The sequence below is a fragment of the Allotabrizicola aquatica (SeqCode) genome (genome assembly GCF_965194375.1).
Lineage (GTDB): Bacteria > Pseudomonadota > Alphaproteobacteria > Rhodobacterales > Rhodobacteraceae > Tabrizicola_A > Tabrizicola_A aquatica.
On the sequence record NZ_CBDAEL010000001.1, the window covers coordinates 338,495 to 353,732 of the forward strand.

The following is a 15,238-nucleotide window of genomic DNA, read 5'->3' on the forward strand; positions in this document are numbered from 1 at the left end:
ATGCGGATCGTGTTGCATGCGGGGTTTCACAAGACGGGCACCACCAGCCTGCAGGTGACGCTGGATGCGCACCGCGCGGCGCTGGCCGGGTTTGCCCATTTCGAGACCCCGCAGGGCACGCCGCATCTGTCGCGCGCGGCCGAGGCGGCGCGGGGGTTCTGTCTGACGGTGGATGCGCGCGCGCTGGCGCAGGGGATGCGGGATTGGGTGGCGCGGTTGCCGCCCTTGGAGGGACGGCATCTGGTGGTGTCGTCCGAAGATCTGGTGGGCCATATCCCGGGGCGGTTTGGGGTGGTGGACTATCGCGCCGCGGTCATTACGGTGCCGGCTGCCGTGGCGGCCTTGGCCGCGCGGTTTCCGGGGGCGGAGGTGGGGGTGGTTCTGACCACCCGCGCGGCGGGGCCTTGGCTGCGGTCGGTGCACTGGCAGTTGGCGCTGCATCCGGAGATGATGCTGAAACAGCGGCGGTTTTGCAAAGAGTTCGCCCCGGCCGCCGATTTTGACGCGGTGATCGCGCCTTTGCGCGCGGCTTTGCAGGGCAGGGCGGAGGTGCATGTCGCGCCGATGGAACACCTGCTGGGCCAGCGGTTGGCCTTTGTGGATGCGATTTACGACCTTATCGAGATGCCCGACGCGCTGCGGCAGGGGTTGGCGCCGACGGGCGCGCACAAGCGCCGCTCGGTCGAGGGGTTGGCGGATCCGTTTGTCATGCTGAACCGCGCCAAGCTGCCGCCCGAGGAGTTGGAGCAGGCGAAAATGGCGATGCGCGGCGTGATGCGGATGCTGGCGGGGGAGGAGGGCTGATCGCCCCTTTCGCCCCCGTGCCGGGACGGGTAGAACCGCGCATGACCCTTTCAGCCGCGAGCCGCGCATGAGCGAGACACCCGACAAGCCGAAATCCCATGGCCGGTTGCAGATCAGCGCCAGCCTGAAGCCGCGTGTCTTGATGGAAGAGCCGCTTTTGCTGAAGGGCGCTTGGGTGGCCAAGATTGTCACGCTGTTTCCCGATGCCTTTCCGGGGGCTTTGGGCCTGTCGTTGACGGGCAAGGCGCTGGAGATGGGGCGCTGGCGGTTGGAGGCGATTGATCTGCGGGGCTTTGGTCTTGGCAAGCATCGCAATGTCGATGACACCCCAGCGGGGGGCGGCGCGGGGATGGTTTTGCGCGCCGATGTGGTGGATGCCGCGTTGCGGGTGGCCGCCGATGGCACCCCGCGCGACCGGGCGCGTTGGCCGGTGGTCTATCTGTCGCCGCGCGGCAAACCGTTTGATCAGGCGACCGCGCGCACATGGGCGGCGGCGGATGGGATTACGCTGTTGTGTGGTCGGTTTGAAGGCGTGGATCAGCGGGTGCTGGACCATTGGGACATTGAAGAGGTGTCCTTGGGGGATTTCGTGCTGACCGGCGGCGAGATTGCCGCACAGGCGATGCTGGATGCGACCGTGCGGCTGATCCCCGGCGTTTTGGGCAATGCCGAAAGCATTGAAGAGGAAAGCCATTCCCACGGGCTGTTGGAGCATCCGCAATACACCCGCCCGCAAGAGTGGGAGGGCCGCGAGATTCCGGCGGTGCTGACCGGGGGCGACCATGGCAAGATCGCCAAGTGGCGCCGCGCCGAGGCCGAGAAGCTGACGCAGGAGCGGCGGCCGGATTTGTGGGACAAGCGGCGGGGGTAACGCGCCGGGTCACGCGTCGGGCACGTCGTGCGCTCCTCCTGGGGCCGCACCGACGCGTGCACGACGTGCGCGAGGAGGTGTGTCAGCTGTCCGCCTCAAACAGATCCGCCTGCCACCACGGTCCGCGCGCCACGAGGCTGGCCCAAGCGGTCGCGGCGCGGGACTGGGGGGCGCCGATGTCGGTGGTGTCGTCATGGCCAAGGGCGCGGGCGGTCTCAGAGTCGCTGACCTCGCCCAGATCGTCCTGCATGGCGCGCAGATCGGCCAGAAACAGGTCTGACGGGGCCTCGGGCCAGAGGTCTTGGAAGAATTCGCTAAGGTAGCGCAGGGCCTTGAGGTCTTTGCGCAGGTCGTGCTGCGCGCGGGCCGACATTTGCAGCAGATCGGCGCCGTTTGACAGCGCCTCGGCCCAAGCGCGGTCCAGCGCCAGTGCGGCCAGGACGGTCATCGGACCCTCGCGCAGCGTGCGGGCCTTCTTACCGGTTTGGCGCCAGCGTTTGCCGCTGAAGCGCTTTTGCACCCAGTCGCGAAACCCGGCGGCCTTTTTGCGCTTGAGCGCCTTGCGGCCCTTTTGGCGTTGGTGGGCGGCATGGGTGGCGGATTTTGCGGCGCGGTCGGTCTCGGCAAAGCGCGCGGCCATCACATCCGCGTCGCGGATCGCCCCCAAGACACGAAAGAGCGCGCGGCTGCGGTCGTGCAGGGCGTCGGAGAGGTCATCGTCGAGGATCGGTGCGAAGGCGTCGAGAAGGGTCCGAAACCGGCGCAGGGCGACGCGGGCCTTGTGGACGGGGTCGGCGCTGTCGTCGGCCATGAGGAGGGTCAGGTTGGCTTCCACCGCAGCGGTCAGGCTGTCGGCAAGATGCAGCAAAGCCGCAGTCGGGGGCATGTCTTGCGGGATGGTGATGTGGTCTGCAGCGGCAAGCACGATGGTCTCCGGCGTCGGGGGGCGGGACCGCTGCGCGGCCCGTGAACGCCGCGTAGGCTAGGGGTGCCATGTAACGGTGCAATGACGGGCCGCAGGCGGGCGGCATTTGGGGGGCGGTGGGCGGCGCGGTTCTGCTTGACCCCCGCCCCCCGTTTCCCTATACGCCGCCTGTCCGGGGCTTTTGCCCATCGGATGCGATTCCCTATGCCTGTTTCCGGTTCCTTCCACCGGCCAAGGGCACTGGGCGCGCGACAAGACACGGCATGCGGCATCTCTGGCGGGCTTACGGATGTAGGGACCCGATCGAAGACCAGAAGCTCTGACGCGGCATCACCTCTGTGGGCATACCACGGGCATATGGAGACAGGCATGAACCTGATCGAACAACTCGAAGCCGAGCAGATCGCTGCGCTTGGCAAGAAAATTCCGGATTTCAAAGCCGGGGATACCGTGAAAGTCGGTTACAAAGTGACCGAAGGCACGCGTTCGCGCGTGCAGAACTACGAAGGCGTCGTGATCGGCCGCAAGGGCGGCTTGACCATCTCGGCCTCGTTCACGGTTCGCAAGATTTCGTTTGGCGAAGGCGTGGAACGTGTGTTCCCGCTCTATTCGACCAACATCGACAGCATCGAAGTGGTGCGTCGCGGTAAGGTGCGTCGCGCCAAGCTGTACTATCTGCGCGCGCGTCGCGGCAAATCGGCCCGTATCGCCGAAGTCACCAACTACAAAGAAAAAGCTGAGTGAGGAGAGGCGCCATGAGAGACGGTATTCACCCCGACTATCACTTCATCGAAGTGAAAATGACCGACGGCACCACCTTCCGCACCAAGACCACTTGGGGCAAGGAAGGCGAGACGATGTCGCTCGACATCGATCCGCTGTCGCACCCCGCTTGGACCGGCCAGACCGCCAAGCTGATGGACACCGGCGGCCGTGTGTCGAAGTTCAAGAACAAATACGCCGGTCTGGGCTTCTAAGCCGGACTGCCGCGAAGATTGGGGGGCGCCTTTGGGCGCCCCTTTTCGTTTGTGGCCGTTGCTTTGGCGGCGGGTGCTGGGCGGGCATGATCTTTGAGCCCTTGCGTTGGCAGGCTTCCTTCGCTAGCCGAGGCGTCCTAGGATTTGAGGGTGCCCCATGTGGGGGCTGTGTTAGGGGGTGCCTGCCATGGCGCATATCATCGTTGTCGGGAACGAAAAGGGTGGGTCGGGCAAATCGACCACCTCGATGCATGTCGCCACGGCGCTGGCGCGTCTGGGGTTTCGGGTGGGCGGGCTGGATCTGGATCTGCGGCAGAAAAGCTTTGGCCGCTATGTCGAGAACCGCGTGGCCTATCTGAAGCGGGCGGGGTTGGACCTGCCAAGCCCAAGCTACAGCGATCTGCCCGAGTTGGCGCCTGAGGCTTTGCAGGAGGGCGAAAACGCCTTTGACGCGCGGCTCTCGGCTGCGGTGGCAGCGTTGGAGGCGGTGAGCGATTTCATCATCATCGATTGCCCCGGCAGCCATACCCGGCTGAGTCAGGTCGCCCATTCGCTGGCCGATACGCTGATCACGCCCTTGAACGACAGTTTCGTGGATTTTGACCTTTTGGCGCGGGTGGATCCGGAGACTGGTAAGGTCAAAGGTCCGTCGATCTATGCCGAAATGGTGTGGAATGCGCGGCAGTTGCGGGCGCAGGCGGGGTTGAAGCCGATTGACTGGATCGTGCTGCGCAACCGTTTGGGCGCGCAGGCCATGCACAACAAGCGCAAGGTGGGGGCGGCCTTGGAAGACCTGTCGCGCCGGATCGGCTTTCGCGTAGTGCCGGGCTTTGCCGAGCGGGTGATCTTCCGCGAGCTGTTCCCGCGCGGGCTGACGGTGTTGGACTTGAAGGACACGGGCGTGGACCAGATGAACCTGTCCAACGTGGCCGCAAGGCAAGAGGTGCGCGAGCTTATGAAGTCGCTGCGCCTGCCGAATGTGACGGTCGACTTTTAAAGGTCAGTCCCAGACTGCGCGCCCGCGCCTCGCGGGTGCCGATGCGGGTGAGGCGCAGATCGAAGAGATCGGCGGCCTCCGGCTTTTGGGCGAAAAGCCCGAACTGGGCAAGGAAAGGGATCAGCTTGGCCATGTGGGGCCCTCCGGTCTTGCAGTGTGATGGCGTGATCCTGAGCCGCGGGCCCGGCAAGAGCATGGCCGCTTTGCGGTGAATTGCGGCGCAGCGAGCAGGATCTGGAAACAATGGGTTTCCAAAGCGGCTTGAAGGCTTGCCGCTTGGCATGGCAGAACCAAGGCCGGCCAATCCGGGGGTTTTGATGGCAAATCCGCTTTATGACACGCTTTTTGCACCGCTTGCGGCGCGGCGCACGGTGTTGATGCAGCTGCCGGATGGCCGGGAGATCACTGGGGCTGCGTTTCACGACCGCATCGCGCAGGCGGCGCGGGGCCTGCAAGCTGCGGGGGTGCGGTCGGGGGATCGGGTGGCGGTGCAGATTGCCAAATCGCCCGAAGCCTTGGCGATTTATGCCGCGACCGTGTCGATCGGGGCGGTGTTCTTGCCGTTGAACACGGCCTATACGCCGGAGGAGATTGGCTATTTTCTGGGCAATGCCGGGCCATCGTTGTTTCTGTCCGACCCTGCGCGCGCGGCGGCGATGGCGAGCGTGGCCACGGCGCATGGCGTGGAGATCGAGACGCTGGATGGCGCGGGATCGGGCAGTTTTGCCGACCGGATGGCCGCGCAGCCCACGACCTTTGCCCCGGTGGACCGCGCGCCAGGGGATCTGGCGGCGATCCTGTACACGTCGGGGACCACGGGGCGGTCAAAGGGGGCGATGCTGAGCCATGACAACTTGTTGTCGAATGCAAAGGTCTTGGCCGATCTTTGGCGCTTCACCGAGCGCGATGTGCTGTTGCACGCGCTGCCGATCTTTCACACCCACGGGCTGTTTGTGGCGAGCAACGTCAGCCTGCTGACGGGGGGGCAGATGATTTTCCTGCCCGGCTTTGATCTGGAGCAGGTGCTGGCCGCGCTGCCGCGTGCCACGGCGATGATGGGCGTGCCGACCTTTTACACCCGGCTGTTGGACGATGCGCGGTTCAGCCGTGCGTTGGTGGCGCATATGCGGTTGTTCGTGTCGGGATCGGCCCCGCTGTTGGCCGAAACCCATGTGGCCTTTGAGGCGCGCACGGGGCACCGGATTTTGGAACGCTATGGTATGACGGAAACCAACATGAACACCTCGAACCCCTATGAGGGCGAGCGGCGGGCGGGGACGGTGGGGTTCCCGCTGCCGGGGGTGGAGCTGCGGATCATGGGGGAGGGGGCGCCGGTCGCGCCCGGTGAGGTGGGCGGCATCGAGGTGCGGGGCCCGAATGTGTTTGCGGGCTATTGGCAGATGCCGGAAAAGACCGCTGAAGAGTTGCGGGCGGATGGGTGGTTCATCACCGGCGATCTGGGGCGAATTGACGGCGATGGCTATGTGCAGATCGTGGGGCGTGCCAAGGATCTGGTGATCACAGGCGGGTTCAATGTCTATCCGATTGAGGTTGAAATGGCGCTGGATGACCAGCCCGGCGTGTTGGAAAGCGCGGTGATCGGGTTGCCGCATCCGGATTTCGGCGAGGCGGTGTTTGCGGTTTTGGTGGCCAAGACGGGCGCGGTCTTGGAGCCTGCCACGGTGCTCGCGGGGTTGAAGGAGCGGTTGGCCAAGTTCAAGCAACCCAAGGCCGCGGTGGTGCTGGAGGCGCTGCCGCGCAATGCCATGGGCAAGGTGCAAAAGGCGGAACTGCGCAAGACCTATGCGGGGTGGTTTCAGGGCTAAGCCGCGCCTCCTCGGGCGCCTTCGGCTTCTCGTCGGGGGCGACGTCCCCGCTGCGGTAAGGGGGGCTGTCTGCCCCCCTCGCGCGTCCCGCGCTCACCCCCCGAGAGTATTTTCGCCAAGATGAAACTCGGGTTCGACAAGTTCGGTTTCGAGGAATTTCTCGAAAGCGTCGAGGTCGACGGGTTCGAACTGGCCAAAGCCCTGCATCCAGACGCTTGCGGCGCGCAGGGCGTCGGGTTCGAGTTTGCACCAGATCACGCGGCCGCGCTTTTCGCGGCTGATAAGCCCGGCCTCGGCGAGGATGCCGAGGTGTTTTGAGATGGCGGCGAGCGAGATGTCGAAAGGCTCGGCCACATCGGTGACGGCCATGTCATCTTCCAAGAGCATGGCCAGAATGGCCCGGCGCGTGGGGTCTGCAAGGGCGGCAAAGGTGGTGTCAAGCGAAGGGGCCATGGGGGACTATTGCGATGGGTGGCCGCAATCGTCAACCGGATGGTTGAATGACGCCTTTGGCTCCGGAACGGGCTGCGTGCTTGGGCTGCGGGGTGCGGCGGATTGTAAAATCAAGTATTTTCAAGGGCCTATAGGGTCTTTCGGGGCTGTTTTGGCGTCTTGACTCAGGGCGTTGGCTTTCGTAGTTGTCCTGCAACTTCTCTGGAGGCGTTTTGCCATGGTGTCAGAGGCTGACCGCGCACGACTTGAGGCGCTGGAAAAGCGGATCGCCGAGGCGAAGAAGGCGGTGGATCCACCGCGCAGCGCCGAGGGAGATAAGTATTCGCAGGCCCAGTTGGCATGGCGGATGGTGATTGAGCTGGTGGCCGGTCTCGCGATCGGCTTTGGCATCGGATACGGGCTGGACCACCTGTTTGGGACCATGCCGATTTTTCTGGTGCTGTTCATCTTCGCGGGCTTGGCGGCGGGTATCAAAACCATGCTGCGCTCGGCGAAGGAAGTAGAGATGCGACGGGCCGCGAAGGCGGCTGAAGAAGGGGAAGACGGACGTGGCAACTGAGAGCGCAGCACAGGGCGAAAGCCTGGTTTTCCACCCGCTGGACCAGTTCAAGATCACCCGGTTGTTTGGCGAAGGCCCGATCGAGTGGTATACCCCCACCAACACCACCCTGTGGATGGCCTTGGCCGTGATCACGATCTTCGCGATCTTCGTCTTGGGGTCCAAGGGCCGCGCCCTGATCCCGACGCGGATGCAGTCGGTCGGCGAGTTGGCTTATGGCTTTGTCTACAAGATGGTTGAGGATGTGGCGGGCCATGACGGGGCCAAGTACTTCCCGTTGATCATGACGCTCTTTATATTTATCCTGACCGCGAACTTCCTTGGCCTGATCCCGGGTTCGTTCACACCCACAAGCCATATCGCTGTGACGGCGGTCTTGGGCTTTGGCTTCTTCATCTTCGTGACCATTCTGGGCTTTGCCAAAAACGGCATGCACTTTCTGGGTCTGTTCTGGATGTCGGATGCGCCCTTGGTGCTGCGCCCGATCATTGCTGTGATCGAGGTCATCTCGTACTTCGTGCGCCCTGTGAGCCACTCGATCCGTCTTGCGGGCAACATCATGGCTGGTCACGCGGTGATCAAGGTGTTCGCAGCCTTTGCGCCTTTGGTCCTGATTTCCACGGGCATCGGCCTTGTGGTCACCCCGATTTCAATTCTGGCAATCACGGCGATCTATGCGCTGGAAGTGCTGGTGGCCTTTATCCAGGCCTACGTGTTCACCATTCTCGCCTGCGTCTATCTGAAAGACGCGCTCCATCCGGGGCACTGATCCGCAGGCCGGACTATCAAACTGACTATTCCATCGTAAGGAGAAGACACATGGAACTCGAAGCAGCAGCCGCAATGGGCAAATTCATCGGTGCCGGTCTGGCCGCCATTGGTTCGGGCGCAGCCGCCATCGGTGTTGGCAATGTTGCCGGCAACTTCCTGGCGGGCGCGCTGCGCAATCCGTCGGCCGCTGGTTCGCAAACCGCGACCCTCTTCATCGGTCTGGCCTTCGCCGAAGCTCTGGGGATCTTCTCGTTCCTCGTCGCGCTTCTGCTGATGTTCGCAGTCTAATCTGACCTTCGCATCCTTACGGTCAGGGATGTAGAGCGACCCGCTTTGCATCCCTGAAACTCCCAAAGGGTCCGACGGAGGACATGAGACATGGCGACCGAAACGACAGCCACTGATGTGGCGCATGGGGCCGCGAAGACCGCGGAGGCTGGTATGCCTCAGCTGGATTTCTCGACCTTCCCCAACCAGATTTTCTGGCTTCTGGTCACGCTGGTCGTGATCTACCTTGTGCTGTCGCGCGTTGCGCTGCCGCGCATCGGTGGGGTTTTGGCCGAACGCAAAGGCACGATCACCAATGATCTGGCTGCGGCTGAAGAGCTGAAGCAGAGCGCTGTGGGGGCTGAAAAGGCCTACAACGACGCGCTGATTGCGGCCCGCGCCGAGGCGGCGAAGATCGTGGCAGCGGCGAAGGCGGACATCCAGAAAGATCTGGACAAGGCTTTGGCCAAGGCCGACGCAGAGATCGCCGCCAAATCGGCTGAGTCCGAAAAGCGGATTGGCGAAATTCGCGCCGGTGCGATGGATGCTGTCACCGAAGTGGCCCGCGACACCGCCAAGGAATTGGTGGCCGTTCTGGGCGGCAAGGCTGACGCAAAGGCTGTGACTGCAGCCGTGACCGCCGCGTTGAAAGGGTAAGGCTATGAAACATCTGATCCTTCCCTTCGCCCTGTTGAGCGCCAGCCCCGCCTTTGCAGCCGGTGGCCCGTTCTTCTCGCTGTGGAACTCGAACTTTGTGGTTCTGCTGGCCTTCCTCGTGTTCATCGGCATTTTGCTGCGGGCCAAGGTCCCGGCCATGCTGACCGGCATGCTGGATGCGCGCGCCAACCAGATCAAGGCTGAGCTGGACGAGGCCCGCGCGCTGCGTGAAGAGGCGCGTGCGCTTTTGGCGTCTTACGAGAAGAAGCAAAAAGAAGTGCAGGCGCAGTCTGAGCGCATCGTGGCGGCTGCCAAGGATGAGGCGATGGCTGCGGCGAAGCAGGCCAAGGATGATCTGAAAGTCTCGATCGCGCGCCGGCTGGCCGCGGCTGAGGACCAGATTGCCAGCGCCGAGGCGTCGGCCCTGCGTCAGGTGCGCGAGCGCGCTGTGTCGGTGGCTGTGGCTGCCGCGGCAGAGGTGCTGGCCAAGCAAAGCACCGCTGAAGCTGCAGCTGCGTCGATCGACGAGGCGATTGCACAGGTTGAGGCCAAGCTGCACTAAGCAGGCCGACCCTATCACGACATCAACCCCGGGCCGCGCCCGGGGTTTTTTATTGCCGATTTTTCTCGTGTTGCAGGCGCTGGCGGGCGATGGCCTCGTTCCGGGCGGCTTTGATTTGGTCGACCATGGCCTGTTTCACATAGTCCATATGCACCTCGACCGCCGCGCGGGCGGCTTGCGGGTTACGCGATTGCACGCCGCTGTTGATGGCGCGGTGCTGGTCCAAGAGCATGTCGCGGGTCAGGCGGTTCTTGAACATCATCTGGCGATTGTAGAACACGCCTTGGCGCAAAAGGTCATACATCGACCGCATCATGTGCAGCATGACGATGTTGTGGCTGGCCTCGATGATCGCCATGTGGAAATTCGCGTCCAGTTCGGCCTCGTCGGTCGGGTCGCGCTTTTGATGGGCGGCTTCCATTTTGTGGAAGATGGTGTCGATGACTTCCAGATCGGTATCAGAGCCGAAATGGGCGGCGCGTTCGGCGGCAAGACCTTCAAGGTCGCGGCGGAAGGCGACATAGTCGAAGACCGCGTCTTCGTGGGTTGAGAACAGATCAATGAGCGCGGGTGAAAAGGCCGAGCCCAGCACGTCGGCAACAAAGACCCCAGCGTTGGGTTTTGCCGTAAGAAGGCCCCGGTCCTGCAATTCGGCAATGGCTTCGCGCAGGCTGGGGCGTGAGACACCGAGCCGGTCCGACAGTTCACGTTCTGAGGGCAGGCGTTCGCCGGGGCGCAGGATGCCGCGCAGGATCAGGAGTTCCACTTGGTGGACCACGCTCTGCGAGAGCTTTTCCGCTTCGATCTTCTGGAACGGCATGGTTTCCTCCGGCAATTGGTTCAAACATATTACCAATTTCGGGGAGACATCAATCAAGAAGGGCCGGAGGTTTCCCCTCCGGCCCAAAATTTTTCTGACAGGCGACGTGTGCCCGGTTTCGTTCGTCAGGTTTAGTTCGTCAGGTTAGTTCGTGGGGCGGATGATGATTTCCACCCGGCGGTTCATCGCGCGGCCGCCTTCGGTTTGGTTGGTGGCAATGGGGGCATCTTCGCCGCGCCCGATGGTGGCGATCCGCCCCGCCGGCACGCCCGAAGCGCGCAGGACATCGGCCACGGCAAAGGCACGGCGCTGCGACAGGTCTTGGTTGTAGGCGGCCTCGCCCACGTTGTCGGTGTGGCCGACCACTTCGATGGTGGAGTTGGGGTAGCGGATCAGGCTGGTTGCCACGGCGCGCAGGTCATAGGTCAGATTGCCCGAGAGCGTGGCGCTGTCGGTGGCAAACAAGAGGTCTTGCGGCATGTTCACCACAAGATAGCCGCCCATATTGGTGACCGAGATATTGGAGTTGAGCGAGCTGCGCAGTTCGGCCGCCTGACGGTCAAGGTCCGAGCCGATGGCGGCACCGGTGGCGGCCCCAACAGCGCCGCCAAGAATCGCGCCCGTCAGCTCATCGCCGTCACCGGACACCGCAACACCGGCCATGGCGCCCAGCATCCCGCCGATGATCGCACCGTTCTTGGTGCGGGCGTTCGGGTCTTCGGGATAGGCGTTGGGGTCCACGCAGGCGGACAGGGTCAGCGCGCCAAGGGCGGCGAGAATCATCGGGGTCTTCAGGGTCATGGTCATGCCTCATCCAGCAGGTTACGGCGTCTGCCGCCTTGGCCTGTCTATAGCAGGGCTGGCCGTGCTATCCCATAGCAGCCCTAGGTTGATGCGGATTCTTGCCCATCACATCCCCGTGGGTGCGGTGTCGCGGGCGTCTTCGCGCGCGCCTTCCCAAGCCAGAATGGCGCGTTTCACCGGCAGGCCCCAGTGATAGCCGCCTAATGCGCCAGATTTGCGCAAGGCCCGGTGGCAAGGGATCAGAAAGCTGATCGGGTTGCGCCCGACAGCGGTGCCGACCGCGCGCACCGCCTTGTCATGGCCGATGGCCCCGGCGATTTGCGAATAGCTGGTGACATGGCCCGAGGGGACTTGCAAAAGCGCCTCCCAGACCTTGATCTGAAACGGTGCGCCAATGAGGTGGAGCGCGGTTTGCCCGCCGCCAAAGGCCGCCTGCGCCAAAGGCGCGATGGCGGCATCGTCGCGCTGAAACTGCGCGGCGGGCCAGCGGCGCATCAGGTCTTCGGTCGCGGGTTCGCGCCCCATCTCGGCGGCAAAGCCCATGCCGCAGATGCCCCGGTCGGTGGCCATGACCACCGCTTCGCCAAAGGGCGAGGGGGCAAGGCCCCAGCGGATGGTGAGGCCAGCGCCGCCTTTGGCGTAATCTCCGGGGCTCATCGCTTCCCATGTGACGAAAAGATCATGGAGACGCCCGGCCCCCGAAAGCCCGGTGTCATGGGCGGTGTCGAGGACGCTGAAGCGCCGGGCCAGAAGATCGCGGGCATGGTCGAGGGCGAGGTATTGCTGATAGCGTTTCGGGCTGACGCCGACCCATTGGCTGAACACGCGCTGGAAATGCGCTGGCGACAGGCCGATGCGGGCGGCCAGATCTTCAAGCGAAAGACCGGGGCCGGCGGCATCAATCTCGCGCAGGGCGCGGGCGATGGTGGCGTAGTGGTAGCTGGGGCTTTGGTCGGTCATGGCGCTCTCCTTGATGCCACCTTAGGGGCAGGCGCGCGGCTGTGCGACCCGGAACTTGCGGGTAAATCTGGCGATGACCGACGCGCAAGCGAGGGAAGAGCGTTGCAGGCAGACCGCGCGATGGTGCATAGAACGCCCATGGCCAAGCAGCTTTCCTATCCCGCGATGCAGCGCATCTTTGCCCGGTTCCAAGAGTTGGAGCCGGATTCGAAGGGCGAGTTGAACCATGTGAACGCCTTTACCCTTGTGGTCGCGGTGGCGCTGTCGGCGCAGGCGACCGATGTGGGGGTGAACAAGGCCACGGCGCGGCTGTTTGAGATTGCCGACACGCCCGAAAAGATGCTGGCCTTGGGCGAAGAGGGGCTGATTGAGCATATCAAGACGATTGGCCTCTTTCGCAACAAGGCCAAGAACGTCATCAAACTGTGTCAGATGCTGATTGACGAGTATGGCGGTCAGGTGCCGTCCTCGCGGGCCGCGTTGCAGCGCTTGCCCGGCGTGGGGCGCAAGACGGCGAATGTGGTGTTGAACATGTGGTTCCATTATCCGGCGCAGGCGGTGGACACCCATATCCTGCGGATCGGCAACCGCACCGGCATTGCCGTGGGCCGCGATGAGTTGGCCATTGAGCGCGCCATTGAAGACCACGTGCCCGCCGAATATCAGCAACACGCGCATCACTGGCTTATCTTGCATGGCCGCTATATCTGCGTGGCGCGCAAACCCAAATGCGGCATCTGCCCCATTCGCGATGACTGCCAGTTCGAGGACAAGACCGTATGAAGAAGTATCAAGTTGTGGGCATCGGCAATGCGATTGTCGATGTGATTACGCAGGCCGATGAGTCCTTCCTTGAGATGATGGGCATCGAAAAGGGCATCATGCAGCTGGTCGAGCGCGAGCGGGGCGAGATCCTCTATGCCGCGATGAAAGACCGGGTGCAGGCGCCGGGGGGGTCGGTGGCCAATACCTTGGCGGGTTTGGGCAACTTGGGCCTGAAAACCGCGTTTATCGGCCGGGTGCATGATGACACTTTGGGCCGGTTCTATGCCGAGGGCATGGCCGAGGATGGCACCGATTTTGTGAACCCTCCGGTGGCGGGGGGGGAATTGCCGACCTCGCGGTCGATGATCTTTGTGTCCAAGGATGGTGAGCGGTCGATGAACACCTATCTGGGGATTTCCTCGGAACTCGGTCCGCAGGATGTGTCGGACGCGGTGGCCGGGGATACGGATTATCTCTTCCTTGAGGGCTATCTTTACGACAAGCCCAAGGGGAAAGAGGCGTTTGAGCGGGCGGCGAAGCTTTGCCAGAAAACCGGTGGCCGCGCCGGGATCGCGCTGTCGGACCCGTTCTGCGTGGACCGTCACCGGGATGACTTCCGCCGGTTGGTCAAGGATCTGGATTATGTGATCGGCAATGAGCACGAATGGTCGAGCCTCTATCAAACCGATCTGGAGGCGGCGCTGGCCCAAGCCGTGCAGGATGCGGGGCTTGTGGTTTGCACGCGGTCGGGCGATGAGGTGATCTTGGCGCGCGGGTCGGACCGCGCCGTGGTGCCGGTGCGCCGCGTCGTGCCAGTGGATGCGACGGGCGCGGGCGATCAGTTTGCGGCAGGCTTTATCTACGGCATGGCGACGGGGCAGGGTTTGGAGCAAGCTGGTCTTATGGGCTGTGTGGCGGCGGCTGAGGTCATCAGCCACTATGGCGCGCGGCCCGAGACCGATCTGAAGGCGCTGTTCCGGGCGCAGGGACTTTTGTAAGGGGCGACACGATGGATTACGCAGCAGCGAACAACCCGATTTCGGCGGGCAAGCAGCCCAAGCACAAGGTTGGCAAAAAGGGCCTTGGGGCCGAGAAAAGCCCCAGCGGTGGCCGGGCCAGCAAAGAAGAGCTTTTGGCACGCATGAAGGCGGCGGCTGAGGCCAAGAAGAAGGGCTGATTGATCGGGTTTGGTGGCCCTCTTTTGGGGGATTTCCCCCCACCCCCAGCCCCTCCCCACGAGGGGGAGGGGAGGCGATTGGGGCTGCTGTGACGGTTTCCGGTGACGTGGCGTTGTTAGGGCTTAGCGTTACAGGGCCCAGCGATACAGAACCCGCGCCTCCGTCCTCCCCTGTGGGGGTGGGAGGGGGAGGGGGCTAGCCGCGCAGGCGCCAGGCCTTGAGCGCCTCGCCTGGCAGGATCGCCGCGCAGGCGACATAGCGCGGCACCAGTCGGCGCGGTGCGGTGACGGCGCGCCAGAGCCATTCCATCGCAATCTCGCGCACCCAGCGCGGCGCGCGGGTCTGGCGGCCTGAGATGAAATCCAGCCCTGCCCCAATGGAGGCAAAGCCGACATTCGGGGCCAGATCGCGGCCCAAAGCGGCGAAATGCTCTTGCTTGGGTGAGCCGAGGGCAACGAGGCACAAGCCCACATCGCGGGCGGCAAGTTCGGCCAGAATGCGGCGGGCTTCATCGCCCTTGGGGTCGAAATCCATCTGCGGCGCGTGGCGCATCACCACCACAAGGCCGGGGATGTCGCGCATCAACTGCTCGGCCGAGGCGGCCAGCGTTTCCTCGGTGCTGCCGACCATCGCCACGCTGCGCCCAGCACGGGCGGCGACCGTGAGCATCGGGCGCACCATGTCGGAGCCTTGCACCAGCCCCACCGGCCGGCGGGCCAGCCGCGAGAGCCAGACAATCGGATTGCCATCGGCGCAGATCATCTCATGCCGGGCATAGGCGGAGTGATACTCGGGCAGGCGGTGCAGTTTGACGATGTGATCCAGGTTGATCGTGGCGAGCGCAAAGCCTTGGCGCGCGCGAAGGCGCTGGTCGAGCGCGGTCATCAACGCCTGTGGCGTGGGAATGTTGACGGGGATCACCGCCGGGCCGATCTGAAAATGCACGTCAAAATACCTGAAACGCCGAATTCTGTCGTCATAGCACAGGGATCGCCCCTCTGCCGAGGGTGAAGTTTGGCGGCTGTGGGGGCTACGATGCTTT

General features: G+C 63.7%; 21 protein-coding genes. 14 read left to right on the forward strand and 7 right to left on the reverse strand.

From position 1 onward, the window contains the following. Together AC72UB_RS01645 and trmD are read left to right on the forward strand one after the other, a co-directional pair. Window positions 1–804, forward strand: coding sequence for a hypothetical protein (locus AC72UB_RS01645; protein WP_505188222.1), 804 nt, complete (start codon window positions 1–3; stop codon window positions 802–804). Between the two features lie 67 nt (window positions 805–871). Further along, window positions 872–1,675 (forward strand): tRNA (guanosine(37)-N1)-methyltransferase TrmD, encoded by an 804-nt coding sequence (gene trmD, locus AC72UB_RS01650; protein WP_505188223.1) that lies wholly within the window; start codon window positions 872–874, stop codon window positions 1,673–1,675. A gap of 82 nt (window positions 1,676–1,757) precedes the next feature. Here trmD and AC72UB_RS01655 read toward each other — a convergent pair whose 3' ends face one another. After that, window positions 1,758–2,561, reverse strand: a complete 804-nt coding sequence (locus AC72UB_RS01655) for a CHAD domain-containing protein (protein WP_505188224.1) — start codon at window positions 2,559–2,561, stop codon at window positions 1,758–1,760. Between the two features lie 408 nt (window positions 2,562–2,969). Here AC72UB_RS01655 and rplS point away from each other — a divergent pair, with 408 nt between their 5' ends. The 3 genes from rplS (at window position 2,970) to AC72UB_RS01670 (ending at window position 4,574) form a co-directional block, all read left to right on the forward strand. Continuing rightward, complete coding sequence (gene rplS / locus AC72UB_RS01660) at window positions 2,970–3,344, forward strand: 50S ribosomal protein L19 (RefSeq protein ID WP_463290724.1); 375 nt, start codon at window positions 2,970–2,972, stop codon at window positions 3,342–3,344. A gap of 11 nt (window positions 3,345–3,355) precedes the next feature. After that, a complete protein-coding gene (gene rpmE, locus AC72UB_RS01665) occupies window positions 3,356–3,577 on the forward strand; it encodes a 50S ribosomal protein L31 (RefSeq protein ID WP_463290723.1) in 222 nt (73 codons plus the stop codon). A 187-nt stretch (window positions 3,578–3,764) separates the two neighbouring features. Further along, window positions 3,765–4,574 (forward strand): division plane positioning ATPase MipZ, encoded by an 810-nt coding sequence (locus AC72UB_RS01670; protein WP_505188225.1) that lies wholly within the window; start codon window positions 3,765–3,767, stop codon window positions 4,572–4,574. Here the strand turns inward: AC72UB_RS01670 and AC72UB_RS01675 are convergent. Continuing rightward, complete coding sequence (locus tag AC72UB_RS01675) at window positions 4,531–4,707, reverse strand: hypothetical protein (protein ID WP_505188226.1); 177 nt, start codon at window positions 4,705–4,707, stop codon at window positions 4,531–4,533. The genes AC72UB_RS01670 and AC72UB_RS01675 overlap by 44 nt on opposite strands. 184 nt (window positions 4,708–4,891) lie before the next feature. Here AC72UB_RS01675 and AC72UB_RS01680 point away from each other — a divergent pair, with 184 nt between their 5' ends. Then, window positions 4,892–6,400 carry a malonate--CoA ligase gene (locus tag AC72UB_RS01680; protein WP_505188402.1) on the forward strand — a complete coding sequence of 503 codons (1,509 nt, stop codon included), beginning with the start codon at window positions 4,892–4,894 and terminating at the stop codon, window positions 6,398–6,400. A 93-nt stretch (window positions 6,401–6,493) separates the two neighbouring features. On the opposite strand, the gene AC72UB_RS01685 is transcribed toward AC72UB_RS01680, so the two are convergent. Beyond that, window positions 6,494–6,853, reverse strand: coding sequence for an ArsR/SmtB family transcription factor (locus AC72UB_RS01685; RefSeq protein WP_463290721.1), 360 nt, complete (start codon window positions 6,851–6,853; stop codon window positions 6,494–6,496). 217 nt (window positions 6,854–7,070) lie between these two features. Here AC72UB_RS01685 and AC72UB_RS01690 point away from each other — a divergent pair, with 217 nt between their 5' ends. The 5 genes from AC72UB_RS01690 (at window position 7,071) to AC72UB_RS01710 (ending at window position 9,669) form a co-directional block, all read left to right on the forward strand. Beyond that, a complete protein-coding gene (locus AC72UB_RS01690) occupies window positions 7,071–7,412 on the forward strand; it encodes an AtpZ/AtpI family protein (protein WP_463290720.1) in 342 nt (113 codons plus the stop codon). After that, window positions 7,402–8,181 (forward strand): F0F1 ATP synthase subunit A, encoded by a 780-nt coding sequence (locus AC72UB_RS01695; RefSeq protein WP_505188227.1) that lies wholly within the window; start codon window positions 7,402–7,404, stop codon window positions 8,179–8,181. The genes AC72UB_RS01690 and AC72UB_RS01695 overlap by 11 nt, the downstream gene beginning before the upstream one ends. A 50-nt stretch (window positions 8,182–8,231) precedes the next feature. Next, window positions 8,232–8,471 carry a F0F1 ATP synthase subunit C gene (locus AC72UB_RS01700; protein ID WP_463290718.1) on the forward strand — a complete coding sequence of 80 codons (240 nt, stop codon included), beginning with the start codon at window positions 8,232–8,234 and terminating at the stop codon, window positions 8,469–8,471. A 90-nt stretch (window positions 8,472–8,561) separates the two neighbouring features. Continuing rightward, entirely contained in the window at window positions 8,562–9,107 is a 546-nt protein-coding gene (locus AC72UB_RS01705; protein WP_505188228.1) for a F0F1 ATP synthase subunit B', read from the forward strand. Between the two features lie 4 nt (window positions 9,108–9,111). Next, window positions 9,112–9,669 (forward strand): F0F1 ATP synthase subunit B, encoded by a 558-nt coding sequence (locus AC72UB_RS01710; protein WP_505188229.1) that lies wholly within the window; start codon window positions 9,112–9,114, stop codon window positions 9,667–9,669. 49 nt (window positions 9,670–9,718) lie between these two features. On the opposite strand, the gene AC72UB_RS01715 is transcribed toward AC72UB_RS01710, so the two are convergent. The 3 genes from AC72UB_RS01715 to AC72UB_RS01725 all read right to left on the reverse strand — a co-directional run bounded on the left by AC72UB_RS01715 (window position 9,719) and on the right by AC72UB_RS01725 (window position 12,253). Next, on the reverse strand, window positions 9,719–10,489 hold the full coding sequence (locus tag AC72UB_RS01715; RefSeq protein ID WP_505188230.1) for a FadR/GntR family transcriptional regulator: 771 nt from the start codon (window positions 10,487–10,489) through the stop codon (window positions 9,719–9,721). Between the two features lie 144 nt (window positions 10,490–10,633). Further along, a complete protein-coding gene (locus AC72UB_RS01720) occupies window positions 10,634–11,290 on the reverse strand; it encodes a YiaD family glycine zipper/OmpA-like lipoprotein (RefSeq protein ID WP_505188231.1) in 657 nt (218 codons plus the stop codon). A 108-nt stretch (window positions 11,291–11,398) separates the two neighbouring features. Next, window positions 11,399–12,253: a methylated-DNA--[protein]-cysteine S-methyltransferase gene (locus AC72UB_RS01725; protein ID WP_505188232.1), complete on the reverse strand. Its 855-nt coding sequence runs from the start codon at window positions 12,251–12,253 to the stop codon at window positions 11,399–11,401. Window positions 12,254–12,391: 138 nt separating this feature from the next. Between AC72UB_RS01725 and nth the strand changes: the two genes are divergently transcribed. Genes nth through AC72UB_RS01740 form a run of 3 tightly spaced genes read left to right on the forward strand, consistent with a single transcriptional unit; the run spans window position 12,392 to window position 14,195 of the window. Further along, the gene (nth, locus tag AC72UB_RS01730) at window positions 12,392–13,036 is read left to right on the forward strand and encodes an endonuclease III (protein ID WP_505188233.1); all 645 of its coding nucleotides are present in this window, start codon (window positions 12,392–12,394) and stop codon (window positions 13,034–13,036) included. Further along, window positions 13,033–14,016 (forward strand): adenosine kinase, encoded by a 984-nt coding sequence (locus AC72UB_RS01735; protein WP_505188234.1) that lies wholly within the window; start codon window positions 13,033–13,035, stop codon window positions 14,014–14,016. The genes nth and AC72UB_RS01735 overlap by 4 nt, the downstream gene beginning before the upstream one ends. An 11-nt stretch (window positions 14,017–14,027) precedes the next feature. Further along, window positions 14,028–14,195, forward strand: a complete 168-nt coding sequence (locus AC72UB_RS01740) for a hypothetical protein (protein WP_463290710.1) — start codon at window positions 14,028–14,030, stop codon at window positions 14,193–14,195. A gap of 196 nt (window positions 14,196–14,391) precedes the next feature. Here AC72UB_RS01740 and AC72UB_RS01745 read toward each other — a convergent pair whose 3' ends face one another. Next, window positions 14,392–15,141 carry a WecB/TagA/CpsF family glycosyltransferase gene (locus AC72UB_RS01745; RefSeq protein ID WP_505188235.1) on the reverse strand — a complete coding sequence of 250 codons (750 nt, stop codon included), beginning with the start codon at window positions 15,139–15,141 and terminating at the stop codon, window positions 14,392–14,394. Between the last annotated feature and the right edge of the window lie 97 nt (window positions 15,142–15,238).